The organism is Bifidobacterium ruminantium DSM 6489 (genome assembly GCF_000770925.1).
GTDB lineage: Bacteria > Actinomycetota > Actinomycetes > Actinomycetales > Bifidobacteriaceae > Bifidobacterium > Bifidobacterium ruminantium.
Map to the genome: position 1 here is coordinate 1 of NZ_JDTK01000013.1, position 14,136 is coordinate 14,136.

Annotated in this window: 11 protein-coding genes; 8 read left to right on the top strand and 3 right to left on the bottom strand. The window is 61.3% G+C overall.

Features of this window, described 5'->3' with window-relative positions:
• Positions 1 to 195: 195 nt before the first annotated feature.
• Both OU26_RS06020 and OU26_RS06025 read right to left on the bottom strand, forming a co-directional pair.
• The gene (locus OU26_RS06020; RefSeq protein WP_026646612.1) at positions 196 to 1,227 is read right to left on the bottom strand and encodes a glycosyltransferase family 2 protein; all 1,032 of its coding nucleotides are present in this window, start codon (positions 1,225 to 1,227) and stop codon (positions 196 to 198) included.
• A 203-nt stretch (positions 1,228 to 1,430) separates the two neighbouring features.
• On the bottom strand, positions 1,431 to 2,210 hold the full coding sequence (locus tag OU26_RS06025) for a TetR/AcrR family transcriptional regulator (protein WP_033498985.1): 780 nt from the start codon (positions 2,208 to 2,210) through the stop codon (positions 1,431 to 1,433).
• A 313-nt stretch (positions 2,211 to 2,523) separates the two neighbouring features.
• Here OU26_RS06025 and ftsY point away from each other — a divergent pair, with 313 nt between their 5' ends.
• Positions 2,524 to 3,798 (top strand): signal recognition particle-docking protein FtsY, encoded by a 1,275-nt coding sequence (gene ftsY, locus OU26_RS06030; RefSeq protein WP_026646611.1) that lies wholly within the window; start codon positions 2,524 to 2,526, stop codon positions 3,796 to 3,798.
• Between the two features lie 364 nt (positions 3,799 to 4,162).
• Here ftsY and OU26_RS06035 read toward each other — a convergent pair whose 3' ends face one another.
• Entirely contained in the window at positions 4,163 to 5,413 is a 1,251-nt protein-coding gene (locus OU26_RS06035; protein WP_237743814.1) for a cation:proton antiporter, read from the bottom strand.
• A gap of 369 nt (positions 5,414 to 5,782) precedes the next feature.
• On the opposite strand from OU26_RS06035, the gene OU26_RS06040 reads away from it, so the two are divergent.
• The 7 genes from OU26_RS06040 (at position 5,783) to OU26_RS06075 (ending at position 13,957) form a co-directional block, all read left to right on the top strand.
• A complete protein-coding gene (locus tag OU26_RS06040; RefSeq protein WP_003807439.1) occupies positions 5,783 to 7,078 on the top strand; it encodes an ammonium transporter in 1,296 nt (431 codons plus the stop codon).
• 1 nt (position 7,079) lies between these two features.
• The gene (locus tag OU26_RS06045) at positions 7,080 to 7,418 is read left to right on the top strand and encodes a P-II family nitrogen regulator (RefSeq protein WP_003807443.1); all 339 of its coding nucleotides are present in this window, start codon (positions 7,080 to 7,082) and stop codon (positions 7,416 to 7,418) included.
• A gap of 193 nt (positions 7,419 to 7,611) precedes the next feature.
• Positions 7,612 to 9,438, top strand: coding sequence for a [protein-PII] uridylyltransferase family protein (locus OU26_RS06050; protein ID WP_026646610.1), 1,827 nt, complete (start codon positions 7,612 to 7,614; stop codon positions 9,436 to 9,438).
• 376 nt (positions 9,439 to 9,814) lie between these two features.
• Positions 9,815 to 11,272, top strand: coding sequence for a replicative DNA helicase (gene dnaB, locus OU26_RS06060; RefSeq protein ID WP_026646609.1), 1,458 nt, complete (start codon positions 9,815 to 9,817; stop codon positions 11,270 to 11,272).
• A gap of 1 nt (position 11,273) precedes the next feature.
• Complete coding sequence (locus OU26_RS06065) at positions 11,274 to 12,809, top strand: Mur ligase family protein (RefSeq protein WP_026646608.1); 1,536 nt, start codon at positions 11,274 to 11,276, stop codon at positions 12,807 to 12,809.
• Positions 12,810 to 12,838: 29 nt separating this feature from the next.
• Positions 12,839 to 13,597 carry a type 1 glutamine amidotransferase gene (locus OU26_RS06070; protein WP_026646607.1) on the top strand — a complete coding sequence of 253 codons (759 nt, stop codon included), beginning with the start codon at positions 12,839 to 12,841 and terminating at the stop codon, positions 13,595 to 13,597.
• A gap of 117 nt (positions 13,598 to 13,714) precedes the next feature.
• Positions 13,715 to 13,957 carry a phasin family protein gene (locus tag OU26_RS06075; RefSeq protein ID WP_026646606.1) on the top strand — a complete coding sequence of 81 codons (243 nt, stop codon included), beginning with the start codon at positions 13,715 to 13,717 and terminating at the stop codon, positions 13,955 to 13,957.
• The last annotated feature ends 179 nt before the right edge of the window (positions 13,958 to 14,136 follow it).

Here is a 14,136-nt window from a genome sequence, read left to right on the forward strand (position 1 = left end):
TGTCCGATTCTGCAGAAACGGACACTCAGGGGTCAATTTCACCTATCTGTCTGTCCGTTTCTCCCGAATCGGACAGACAGGCATCAAAATAAAGCGCTCCTGTGTCCGAATCGCCAGAATCGGACACAGGAGCGCCTGGCCAATCGCAGTAATCGCGTGCCTTCCATACCGCTATACCGCGAAACTCGCGCGAAATCAGTTGAATCCGACCACGTGCTCCGCGACGAAATATCCCTTGCGGATCACGAACCGGCCGAGCGAACCGTGCAGGTTCAGCGCGCGTGACATCGCCTTCTTGCGGACGTCCTTGTAGATTGTCGGCGAATATGCCTTGATATCCGCCCACAGGGCCTTCTTTTTCTCGTAATTCGCCGGGTCGCGCGAGAGGATCATGAATACGCTCGCCACGGAGCTTTCAATCGCAAGAAAATGAATCATATAGCGATACAGGCCGTCTGGCACCGTACCTCGTTCGGGGGTGGCGCGCACCATGCACTGGTTGACGAGCCGCAGCTGGTCCACACGTCGGATCATCACGTCCGTCTGCACGCTTTGGCCGTCGCGGCCGATGAAATAGTGATAGAACGGCGTGTCCAGATACTGCAGCGACTTGACCCACGGGAACGGCTGATACGCGTAGATGAAGTCCACGTAGAACGTGTGCTCCGGCAGCTGCATCTTCGATTCGCGCACCACGGCCGTACGGTAGATCAGCGCGTGCATGAGAATGTATTCGGTCAGGCCGAAATGTCCCAGATCGTCCCAAGTGAGCCGCTTGCCGGGCTCCATGGCGTGACGGAAGTTCACGACGTGCTTGTTGCGCTTGCCCACCTTGTCGTACACGTAGTTGGTGACGAGCATGTCGAGCGGGTCGTCCTTGCCGACCTCGTCGCGCAGCACGGCCAGAACCTGTTCCAGTGATTCGGGACCGACCCAATCGTCCGCGTCCACGACCTTCACGTACATGCCGCTCGCCGCCGCAATGCCGGTGTTGACGGCGCCGCCGTGCCCCTTGTTCTCTTGATGGATCGCGCGCACGATTCCCGGATGGCGGGACTCGAACGTCTTGGCCATGTCCAGCGTGCCGTCGGACGAACCGTCGTCGACGATCAGCACTTCGATGTCGTCGTTGCGCTTCGCCGCGATCAACGACGAGACGCACCGTTCCAGGTATTCCGTCATGTTGTACGCGGGCACCACGAAGGTGAGCGTCTTCTTCTCCTGCATAATCTTCCTCGTATCGGGCTCACGTCGAGCCATGCGGTTGGTCGCAGCTGGTCTATCTGCGTCGGCCAAAGCGTAACGAAACTAACGTAGCACCATGTGCGCGTTCGGGGAATGGCTCGTCGCACAAACGGTACCCTGAAATACGTAATCTGCACCTGAATTTTCCCCTAGGGTCATTTCAGGTGACATTGTGTCGGTCTTTGTCAAATGCTGTTGTTTTGTTCTTGCGATTCGGTTGCGATTGCTTCGTCCGTTTCGTCGTTTTCCGTTTCGGCTGGCGATTTGTCTTGCGATTTCGAGGCTTTCTTTTCCTGCTTTTCTCGCTTCGCGTTTTCCTTCGCTTCGCGCGCGGCCTGCTTTTCCGCGTCGCGCATGGCTTTTTCGCTTTCGTAGCGCAGTTCCGGTTTGGCTTCCATACGGCTCAGACCGTACCAGGCCAGATTCACGATATGCGCGGCGAGTTGCTCTTTGCTGAGCTTGCGCTGGTCGGCCCAATACTGGCAGGTGTACACGGTCATGCCGATGAGCATCTGCGCATAATACGGCACGCTTTTGGCCGGCAGATGCTGGCGTTTGAACGCTTCGGTGAGAATGTCCTCCACGCGTACTGCGACGTCTCCGAGCAGTGAATTGAACGAGTTGGATGGGTCGGTTTTCGGCGAATCGCGGGTGAGCACGCGGAATCCTTCGGCGTTTTCCTCCACGTAGGTGAGTAGCGCCAATGCGGTGCGTTCCACAATTTGGCGCGGATGCGCTTTCGGGTCGGACAGCGCGTTGATGAGAACGTCGGTGAGCGCGCGCATTTCGCGGTCCACCACCACGGCGTACAGGCCTTCCTTTCCTCCGAAATGTTCGTAGACGATGGGTTTCGACACTTTTGCGGTCGAGGCGATCTCTTCCACGCTCACTGCTTCGAATCCCTTGGCCGCGAACAGCGATCGACCGATTTCGATAAGCTGTTCGCGCCGCTGGTACGACGTCATTCTGGATGTATTGGCCATACTGTCCAGTTTTTCACGTCCCGTGGATAGTCCCTTGGCCGCCCGCCACTTCTCCATATCCCCGGATCCCCGAATCCATATTCCGCCGCCCACCAATGTCCGATTCTGCAGAATTGGACACGTGGAGTATGGAATTTGGCTTTTGAGTGTCCGTTTCTGGGGAATCGGACGTTTGCGATGTTGGATTGGGAGCTTTTGTGTCCGATTCTGGGGAATCGGACACTCGTGGGATGGTCGGAAGGACGGGTAGGGGGATAGGTGACGGTGTGTCCGTTGCGCTTTTTAGGCTGGAACCATGGATACGAATGTGATTATTGCGATTGTCGCGGTCGTCGTTATCGCGGCATTACTTGCGATTGGCGGATGGTGGTTCGGTAAGAGCCGCAAGTCCGCCGTGGACAAGTCCACTGAAGCGGCGAAGGCGAAGGCCGATGCTCGTTTGGCTACGGAGAAGTCCACCGCGCAATCTGCCGCCGCAAGTGCCGAAAACGCTGAGAAAACCAAGGAAGCCGCGGAATCCGCAGCGACGGAATCCGTGGAATCCGCGACTTCGTCTGCCACACCTGAATCGCCAGTGGCAACTGAACCAACTCCGGTCGGGTCAGCCGTAACTGAATCCGCGACCCCAGCCGTCGAAACCCCTGAAGCCGCCGGTACCCGCATGCAGCGCCTCAAAGCGCGCTTGTCCAAGTCCGGCAACCCGTTCGGTAGGGCACTGTTCAACATCCTCGCCAAGGATCAGCTCTCCGAAGCCGATTGGGAGGACGTCGAAGACACCCTCCTGCTTGCCGACGTGGGCGCGGAAGCCAGCGAACAGCTCGTTGAGGAACTGCGCAACGACGCCCGCATCGCAGGCCAGTCCGACCCGGCCGAAGTGCGTGCCGCGCTGAAGGATAAGCTTCTGAAGCTCGTCGGCACCGACGTCGACCGCCGTCTCAACGCCGACAAGGAAGGTGCGAACAAGCCGAGCGTCATCATCATGGTCGGTGTGAACGGCACCGGCAAGACCACTACCGCGGGCAAGCTTTCCCGCCTGCTCGTCTCCGAAGGCAAGCAGGTCATGCTGGGCGCGGCCGACACGTTCCGCGCCGCCGCCGCCGACCAGCTGGAGACCTGGGGCGCGAAGGTGGGCGTACCGGTCGTGCGCTCCGACAAGGACGGCGCCGACCCGGCTTCCGTGGCGTTCGAAGCGAGTGCCAAGGCCAAGGAGGCGAACGCCGACGTGCTCATCATCGACACCGCCGGTCGCCTGCAGAACAAGGCCAACCTGATGGACGAGCTCGGCAAGATCCGCCGCGTCACCGAAAAGAACCTGCCCGTGGAAGAGGTGCTGCTCGTGCTCGACGCCACCACCGGCCAGAACGGCATGACGCAGGCCAAGGTGTTCGCCGAAGCGATCGGCATCACCGGCGTGGTCCTGTCCAAGCTCGACGGCTCCGCCAAGGGCGGCATCGTGATCTCCGTGCAGAAGGAGCTCGGCGTGCCCGTCAAGCTCGTCGGCCTGGGCGAAGGTCCGGACGACCTCGCCCCGTTCGATCCGGAAGGCTTCGTCGACGGCATCCTCGCCTGACCCGCCTAATTCCGTAGCATCGCGCCTCCCGAAATCGGGAGGCGTTTTTTATTGCGTTATTGCGATCTCGAGTGTCCGATTCCCCAGAATCGGACAAATAGGCCACTTCGGACCGCGCCTGGATGTCCGATTCTGCAGAATTGGACACGTGGCATACGGATTTCGCACTCAAAACGTCCGATTCTGGAAAATCGGACAAACAGGGTACTTCGAACCACATTTGAATGTCCGATTCTGGGGAAACGGACATTTGGGACCCTGATTTTGGCGCGCGAATGTCCGATTCTGGAGAATCGGACAAACAAGGTTTCGATTTGGTACTTCAGATGTCCGATTCTGCAGAATCGGACATTCGGTGTGGCGGTTACTCCGCGGATACGGTTTCGGAGGTTTCGGAGGTTTCGGAGGCTTCGGTGGTTCCGACGGTTGCAACAGTTTCGCCCGCGACCCCATCCACAGCACCCACCCCCGGCACCCTGCGGATCGTCAGCTTCAGCAACAGCGGTGCGACCAGTGTGACCAGCGAGATGATGAAGATGATCGTCGAATAGTATTCGCTGCCGAGCACGTGCTCGTTGAAGCCGATTTGCGCGGTGATCAGCGCCATTTCGCCACGCGGCACCATGCCCGCGCCAATCATCAGCGCGGAAGCTCCGCCGAAGCCGGCCATGCGTCCGCCCAGTCCGCAGCCGACGATCTTGGTGATCACGCCGAGAATCGTCATGATCACAATGAAGACAATCATCTTCGGATCGTCCACGCCCGTGGTCTGCAAACCGATGCCCACGAAGAACACCGGCACGAACAACGTGTCGCCAACCGGTTCGATGTACCGGTCCGCCTCCTCGGCGTAATCGCTGTTGCTGACCGCGATGCCGGCGAAGAACGCGCCCACCGCGTAGCTCAACCCGGCCAGATTCGACGCCCACGCCATCGCAAGACAGATGATGATCGCCATCACCGCGATGCCGGAAGGCGCCTTCAGCACGCCTGCCAACGTCATCAGCGCCGGCGCCACCCAGACCACCACCACGGCGGCTGCCACGAAGAACAGCACCTGCTTCAGAAGGATCATGCCGAGTCCGGCCACGTCCACGCTGCCGGTGTTGACGAGCGTGCACATCACGGATAGCAGAATCACGCCAATCACGTCATCCGCCACGGCCGCGCCGAGAATGGACACGCCCTCCTTGGAATCCAGCAGCCCGGCCTCTTTGAGCACCGCCACGGAGATCGACACGGACGTGGCGGAGAACACCACGCCGATGAATGCCGCCGGAATCGGCTTGAATCCGAACAGCAGGCTCACTCCGCCCATCACGGCCACGGGGAACACCACGCCCATGCACGCGATGATGATCGCGGCCTTCGAATACTTCTTCAGCAGCTGCAGATCGCAGCCGACGCCGCCCAGAAACATCAGAATGATGATGCCGAGGTCGCTGAACAGCGACAGCGAATCGCTCATGTGCAGCACGTTCAGCAGCGCCGGGCCGACGAGGATGCCGACGAGAATCTGCCCGATCACTTCCGGCAGCTGCACCTTCCTGCAGATCAGTCCGGAGACCGTGGTCAGCATCAGAATGGCGCATAGTGAAATGATGAACGTTGTCATAATTCTCGTCGCTCTCTCGTCCCGCACACCGCGCATATCGTGCGCCATGCGTCTCGCGCACGCCGCATGCGCCGCGCGTCACGTAGGTTTCCTGCATTCAACTTACTCCGACCTCGTCCTTCGCTCGTCGCCGCAATTTCATATTGCGATTGCCGGACGGCCATACCGCGGCCGTCGCCGCGTAATCCTTTTCGTTGAATTTCCGGCATTCCGCGACTTTGATGGGCGTTTTTCTCGCATGCCGTTACGTCGCCGTAACACGTCGTAACGTTTTCAAAACGCGGCCGGCGTTCGATATCGTTCTGTCAGCCCCACACGATGGGGACGGAAATGTTGAACCAAATATAGAGAAAGAAAGAGGAGGGTGACATGGGCCAGCTTGATTCTGGAAATGCCGCGTGGATATTGACTTCCGCGTCCCTTGTGTTCCTCATGACGCCTGGTGTGGCGTTCTTCTATGGTGGCATGGTCCGCGCCAAGGCCGTGCTGAATATGATGATCATGGAGGCGGCCGCACTGTCCGTCACGATGATCATGTGGGTGCTGTGGGGTTGGTCGATCGCCTACGCCGGCACCTCGGTCGGCGGCATCTTCGGCGACCCGGCAACCGGCTTCCTGCTGAAGGACACCATGGTTTCCGATAAGGGCGTCTTCACATCGGCGGCGCTGAACGGCAACAACTACCCGGTCAGCGTGGATGTGGCCTTCCAGTCCGCGTTCGCCATGATCACCGTCGCGTTGATCTGCGGCGCCATCGCCGAACGTGTGAAGTACTCCACGTGGATGATTTTCGTGGCGCTGTGGATCACGTTCGATTACGCTCCGCTCGCTCACATGGTGTGGAACGGCGGCCTGCTGTCCGCTGACGGCGCCATTTCCCAAGCGATCGGCGCAGCCGCCCACGATTTCGCAGGTGGTACGGTCGTCCACATCAACGCCGCAGTCGCCGCTCTGGTCATCGTGCTGATCATCGGCAAGCGTAAGGGCTTCGGCACGCAGCCGTTCCGTCCGCACAATGTTCCGTTCGTCATGCTCGGCGCCTTCCTGCTGTGGTTCGGCTGGTTCGGCTTCAACGCCGGTTCCGCCTTCGCAGCCAACGGCACCGCCGGCTACGCGTGGGTTTCCACGTCCGCTGCAACCGCTGCGGCAATGCTCTCCTGGGGCTTCACCGAGAAGATCCGCACCGGCCACTACACCGCAATGGGTGCCGCTTCCGGCATCGTCGCGGGCCTCGTCGCCATCACCCCGGCCGCCGATGTGGTCTCCCCGCTGTGGGCCATCGTCCTCGGCGCCATCGCCGGTGTGCTCACCTGCCTGGCCTGCGGTCTGAAGTTCAAGCTCGGCTATGACGATTCCCTCGACGTCGTCGGCGTCCACGGCGTTGGCGGCTTCACCGGCACCGTGCTCATCGGCTTCTTCGGCGAAGGCACCGGCCTGTTCGCAGGCGGCGACTGGAGGCAGCTGGTCGTCCAGCTCATCGTCGCTCTCGTGGCCATCGTCTGGTCCGCCGTCATCACCGGCATCATCGCCTTCGCTCTGGAGAAGACGATCGGCTGGCGCGTCACCGAAGCCCAGGAAGTCGGCGGCATCGATCTTGCCGACCAGGGCGAACGTGCTTACGATTTTGCTGGTACCGCCAGCTCCGTCCTCAAGGAGGTGAAGTGAGATGAAGCTCATTACCGCTATCATCCAGCCCCATAAACTCGACGATGTCAAGGAAGCCCTCGCCGCCGCGGGCGTGCACGGCCTGACCGTGTCCGAGGCCAACGGCTACGGTCGCCAGCGCGGCCACACCGAGGTCTACCGTGGCGCCGAATACACCGTGGATCTCATTCCGAAGATCCGCATCGAGGTGCTGTCCGATGATGCTGATGCCGAGACGCTGGTCGGCGTGATCGTCAAGTCTGCCGGCTCCGGCACCATCGGTGATGGCAAGGTCTGGGTGGCTCCGCTTGATTCGGTGACCCGCGTGCGCACCGGCGAGACCGGTTCCGCTGCCATCTGATTCGATTCCGTTTTCGATTTCGATTCGGACGGCTTCAATACCCCCGTGCTTCAAGGTTCGGGTTATCAATTAGGACGATCCCCGTACGTGCTTCGCGCCGTGCGGGGATTTCCATAGGTTCGTCTTTTTGGACGTCTTTTCGGACGTGTTTTCCCGGTTTTCAATGCGTCGGATTTCGTAAGGAACGTGCGTTATGGCTTCAGCGGTCGAAGGTCTCAAGAAACGGTTCATGGCTATGAGCCAGCCCGATAAGGACGGTGTCTACCGCGATGGCGCGGCGAAACGCAAGGCCCGCACGCGGTTGGCGATGGACAGTCTGAAGCGGCTGTGGGAGGAGGCCTGCGCCGAGGTGCCCTTCGAGGTACCATCCTCCGGCATCGGTCTCGGCGCGGTCGGTTCGCTGGCCCGTGGCCAGGTCGGCCCCAGCTCCGATCTGGATCTGGTGGTCATCTACGAGCCGCATGCGGTGAACGACAAGCAGCTCAACGAGCTCGCCAACAAATTGTGGTATCCGATTTGGGATTCCGGCCTCGATCTCGACCAATCGGTGCGCACCGTCGCGCAATGCGAGGCCGTCACCGACCGCGACCTGCCTGCCGCGATGGGCTGGCTGGATGTGGTGCCGATCGCTGGGGACACTCAGCTGATCGCGGACACGGCCACCTCCATATTGGAACGGTGGCGCAAGGCCGCCCGCAAGCGTCTGCCGGAGCTGCTCGGCTCCGCGAAGTCGCGTCTTGACGAATTCGGCCGCATGGCCTACATCAACCAGCCGGACATCAAGGAGTCGCGCGGTGGTTTGCGCGATTCCGTGCTCGTCTCCGCGCTCGCCGCGTCCTGGCTCGCTGACCGTCCGCACGGCACGTACGACGATGCCGTCGAACGTTTGCTAGACGTGCGCGACTGCATCCATTTGGTCGCGGGCAAGGATACGAATCTGCTGTTGTCGCCATACCAGGCGAAGGTTGCGGCGATGCTCGGCCTGTCCGATCCGACGTTGCCCGAAGGCGAGCGCGAGGCGCAGTCGATCGACGATTTGCAGACGCTGCTGGCCCGCGTCGGCCGGCAAATCGCGTTTTCCCTTGATTCCACCGCGTCGCGCGCCGAACATTCGCTGACGCACGACAAGCCGCGTTTCGCTTTCTTCCAAGTGTTCCAGCCGCGTGGCGGCGGCAAACGCCAGGCGCCGACCTTCGACGTGATCGCCCCCGGCGTGGCCAAACATGAGGAGGAGATCGTCCTCGCTCCGGGCGCGGAACCGGCCGCCGACCCGAACCTCGTGCTGCGCGTGGCCGTCGCTGCCGCGGAGTTTGGTCTGCCAATCGCCCCGGGAACGTTGCGAAACCTCAAAAAAAGCGCCATCGGCGACCGCAATTGGACGGACGAATCGCGCGAACTGTTCGTGCGGCTGCTCGCCGCCGGACCCGCGCTGCTCAACGTGTGGGAGGAAATCGACTTCATCGACGTGCCGGGAAAGCTCATCCCCGAATGGCTGGGCGTGCGCAACCGGCCGAGCGCGTCCGCCGCGCACCGATATACGATCGATCGGCATATGGTGGAGGTCGTCACGCGACTCGGCCGCGAGACGCCCAGCGGCGGACGGTACGACGACCGGCATTACGAGGCGCTGCTGCTCGCCGGCATACTGCACGACATCGGCAAGCGGCCGGGAGTGGCCGACCATGCGGCGGAAGGCGCGCGGCACGCGGCCGTTGTCGTGGAACGCATGGGATTCGACCGCGACATCGTCCGCTGGGTCACGCTGCTGGTACGCGAGCATCTGACGTTGTCCGAATTCGCCACCGGCCGCAATCCCAACGATCCGAACGTCGGCGACGATTTGGCCGGCCGGCTCGACCATGACCCCGTTTTGCTGGACATGCTGTTCGACCTGACTCGCGCGGACGGCTCGTCCTTGGGCGCCACGTCCGGCGAGACCATTTCCAAGCAGTATGGCTGGAGCAGGTGGCGGGAGACGCTGGTGCGCACTATGTACAACGCCACCCGCTACCACATGTGAGCTGTTCGCCGTCCGTTCACGAAAAGTGGGGAACATATCACCTCACGTTCACTTCGGCAAATCGAAATATGGGGATTTCACGACAAAACGGAAAATGTCCCCAAGTTTTCCACTTGGTTATCCCCACTCTGTGGAAAAGTCGGAACGTTTTCCACATGGTTATCCCCAATATGTGGATAACTCGGCTTTTTTCGATTTTCTTATCCACAATGGGGTCTTCCGCGCGTGTCGCGGATCCGCGGAATGCCCCGATGCGGAGATTCATCCACAATCGCGGAGCCATGCCGGACGTGACGGCACGCAGGTATTATGGTTTTCCTCAGCATTGAAGATATTTTCGGTCGATTTCCTCGGTCGATGTCGCGTTTGGAGAGATATGGCGGAGAACGATTCGTGGGGTAACGATTTGACGCAGAACCGTGGTTTTTCTGGCGCCGGAAACGGCAGGAACGGCATGGACGGGCGTCCCGGACAGCCGGTTCGCGACGCCATCTTCGACCGCGTGCCGCCGCATGACGACGACGCCGAAATGGCGGTGCTCGGCGGCATGCTGATGAGCAAGGACGCCATCGGCGAAGTGTCGCAGATGATCGACGTGACCGATTTCTACCAGCCGCGCAATCAGACCGTCTACGAGGCGATCATCAAGCTATTTGCGGCCTCCCAGCCGGTCGACGCCGTGCTGGTGGCCAATGAGCTGCTCGCCGAGGGCAACTTGGAGAAGGTGGGCGGCTCCGATTATCTGCACAGTCTGGTGGCTTCGGTGCCGACGGCGGCCAACGCCACGTTCTACGCCGACATCGTGCATCAGCGTGCCATCCTGCGCAACGTGATCGCCGCCGGAACCAAAATCGCGCAGCTTGGCTACACCGCTGAAGGCTCGCAGGCCGAGGACGTCGTCAATCTCGCCCAGGCCGAGGTGTACGAGATGTCCACTGGCAAAGTGCGCCAGGATTACGCGCCGATCGGCAGCGTCATCGCCGAGACGCTCGACCAGATCGACCGCCTGCAAAGTGGCGAGGTGGCCAAAGGCGTGCCGACGGGCTTCCGTGACATCGACGAGATGACGCAGGGTCTGCAGCCTGGTCAGATGGTCATTGTGGCGGGACGACCAGGTATGGGCAAATCCACATTGGCTGACGACTTCGCCCGTTCCGCGGCGTTGCATCACAATATGACCGCCATCATTTTCAATCTGGAAATGAGCAAAAACGAGGTGGCGCAGCGCATCATCTCCGCCGAAGCCAATATTCCGCTCGCCGCCATGCGCCGCGCGGAAGACATCACTCCCGAGCGTTGGGCCGTTCTGAACGAGTTGCAGGACAAGCTGCAGAACGCGCCGCTGTTCATCGACGACAGTCCGAACATGAGCCTGATGGAGATCCGTGCGAAATGCCGCCGGCTCAAGCAGACGAACGATCTGAAACTCGTCGTCATCGACTACCTGCAGCTCATGACCTCCGGCAAGGCCGTGGAAAGCCGTCAGCAGGAGGTGTCCGAGTTCTCCCGTGCGCTGAAGCTGCTCGCCAAGGAGCTTGAGGTGCCGGTGGTGGCGTTGAGCCAGCTGAACCGTGGCCCGGAAATGCGTCAGGACAAGAAGCCGCAGTTGGCTGATCTGCGTGAATCCGGCTCAATCGAACAGGATGCCGATGTGGTGTTCCTGGTGCACCGTCCGGACGCTTACGACAAGGAGGATCGCCCGGGCGAGGCCGACGTCATCATGGCGAAGCATCGTAATGGACCCACCGCCACGTTCAATCTGGCGTTCCTTGGCGCCTACTCGAAGTTCAAGGACATGCCCCAGGATTACCAGTCCCAGCAGGAGATGGTGTGATATGGCTTGGAACTCCTTCGCAACGCCCCTGATTGGCAAAGCCGTCCGCGCGGCCTCCCGTCTTGCGCACGGCGGCGGCAGCGCGTTCCCCGGCAAAATCGTGGAACGCATCGACCCGGACTTCCTCTCGCGCACGCTGGCGCAGCTGCCGCTCGGCGTGGTGCTCGTCTCCGGCACGAACGGCAAGACCACCACCACCCGCATGGTGGCCAGCATGCTCGAATCGCTCGGATTGAAGGTCTTCACCAATCCGACCGGCTCGAATTTCACTCGAGGCGTGGTCTCGTCGCTGCTCGCCGAAGTGTCGCTTTCTGGCAAGCTCGACGCTGACATCGCGGTGCTGGAGCTTGACGAGGCGTACGCCGTGCATTTCGTGCGCCAGGTGAGACCCGACTACTGCCTGCTGCTCAATGTGATGCGCGACCAGCTCGACCGTTTCGGCGAGATCGACAACACCGCGCGCCTGCTGAGCAAAGCCGCCGAAGCGACCACCGGAACCGTCGTGCTCAACCGTGAGGATCCGCGCATCGCCCGGCTTGCGGATGTCGTCGGCACTGAAGACGGCGTGGAGGTACGCTATTTTGGCCTTGATGAGTCGCTGCGCGGCTTCTTCCCGTCGGACGACGACATGCGCACCACCGTCGACGCGGAATCGCAGGACAGCCTGGAAAATGGCGGAAATACCGTCGATTCAGCCGATCGCGCGGCCGACGCGCTGCCCGCCGACGTGACATTGCGTTCCGTGGGCGACCATCGCGCCAGCTTCGTCATCGACGGTGAGACGTACGAGACGACCGTCAAGCTGGAAGGCGTCTACAACCTGTACAACGCGGCCGCCGCGCTCGCCGTGGTGCGTGCGGTCGAGGCGGACGCGCAGGCCATGTTCCTGCCGTTCGAAGAGGCGCTCGCCGAAGCTTCCGCATCTGATACGGCCGACACGCCCGATGCGAACGGCAAGTCCGGCACAGACGGCGCATCCGATCAGCCCGACCAGACCGCCGCGAACGCGATCCTGCGCCAGGCCGGAGTATCGCCGCGCATGATCGCCTTCGCACATGCCACCACGCAGGCCATGATCGATGCGGCCGGCGAGGTCACCCCGGCGTTCGGCCGTGGCGAGGTCATCACCGTGAACGGCTCGCCCGTGGAACTGCTGCTGGTCAAGAACCCGATGGGATTCCGCCTGTCCCTGGCCTCGTTCAAGCCCGAAGGCTGCAACACCATGATCTGCATCAACGACGAATACGCCGACGGTCGCGACATGAGCTGGCTGTGGGACGTGGACTTCACCTCGCTGCGCGGCACCGGCGTCAAGGCGGTGTCCGGCGTGCGCGCGTGGGACATGGCATTGCGCCTCGAATACGACCAGGTGCCCGTCGAACAGGTGAGCACCGACCTGGAGGAAACGGTCATGGCGTTCGTGAACGCGGATCCCGGTACCCCAAAACACATCTACTGCACGTACACCGCCATGCTGAGAACGCGCGCCGCACTGGCCAAAATCGCCGACGTGGCCGACGCCGGCGTGGGTAAGTGAGACGCGGCGAAGAAGAACGAGGAGACGATATGGGCCAGGTCATCGACATCGTGTCGCTGTATCCGAAGGACATGAACATCTACGGCGATTCCGGCAACGTACTCACCATCCGGCGCCGACTCGCGCTGTACGGCTACGAGCCGCGTGTGCACGCCTACAACCAGGGCTGCGAATGGCCTGAACACGTCGACATGATTCTGGGCGGCGGCGGACAGGATACCGGCCAGAAGAAGATCATCGATGATTTCTTCCAGCGTGCCGATTTGCTGCGATCGCTGGCGGCAGACGGCGTGCCGATGCTTATGATCTGCGGCCTGTACCAGCTGTTCGGCGAGTATTTCGAAACGGTGGACGGCTCCCGTCTCGAAGGCATCGGCGTGATTGGCGCGTACACGGTGGGACGCGAGACGCGCATGATCGGCAATCTTACGGAACATTCCGGCGATTTCGGTGGCATCATCGGCTACGAGAATCATTCCGGACAGACGTTCCTGCGCGACGGCGTCCAGCCGCTCGGCACGGTCGACGCGGACGGCACCGGCAACAATGGCGAGGACCATACGGAAGGCGCGCGTGTCAACAATGTGATCGGCACGTACATGCACGGCTCGCTGCTGCCGAAGAATCCCGCGATCGCCGATTTCCTGATCCGCACCGCCGTGGAACGCCGCGACGGCACGTTCGACCCGGCTGCGGCCGGACAGACGGACGAGCAGCGCGCCGAATTGCGCCGCATCGACGCCATCGCCGACCGCGCCCGTCGCGTGGCCATGTCCCGTCCGCGCTGAGTGTGTGGAAACCGTCCCGTATTCCGCCAATCGCCATGCGATTGACCGGTTTTGCCTCCCGCATATGTGGAGCATTTGCGATACAGTAGGTACCACCATCACCTAAAGGAGGACATCATGGCTGATATTAATTTTGGTGACGGCCTGCGCAAGGTTTTTCTCGCCGGCATCGGTGCTTTGGCGACCACTGTTGAGAAGAGCCAGGAAATCGTCGACGACCTCGTCAAGAAAGGCGAGCTGACCGTCGAGCAAGGCAAGGCCCTCAACGCCGAACTTAAGCACAAGGTCGAAGAGGCCAAGGAAACTTCCGAAGCCAAGAACGAAGCCGCTCCGGCCGAAACCGAAGACAAGGCCGAATAAGGCAAAACCCTTGTATCGCCGTCTGCAGCGCACGCCCGCGCCCGGACGGCGATTTGTTATGCCCGTCCTATGCGCATCGTCCATGCGCCGATCGCCCAGTAATCCCAACCGTTTGCGAGCAGTGATATGTCTTTGAAATCGTCATCGGACAAGCCGGACACGGCACGCCCCGAAAGCGT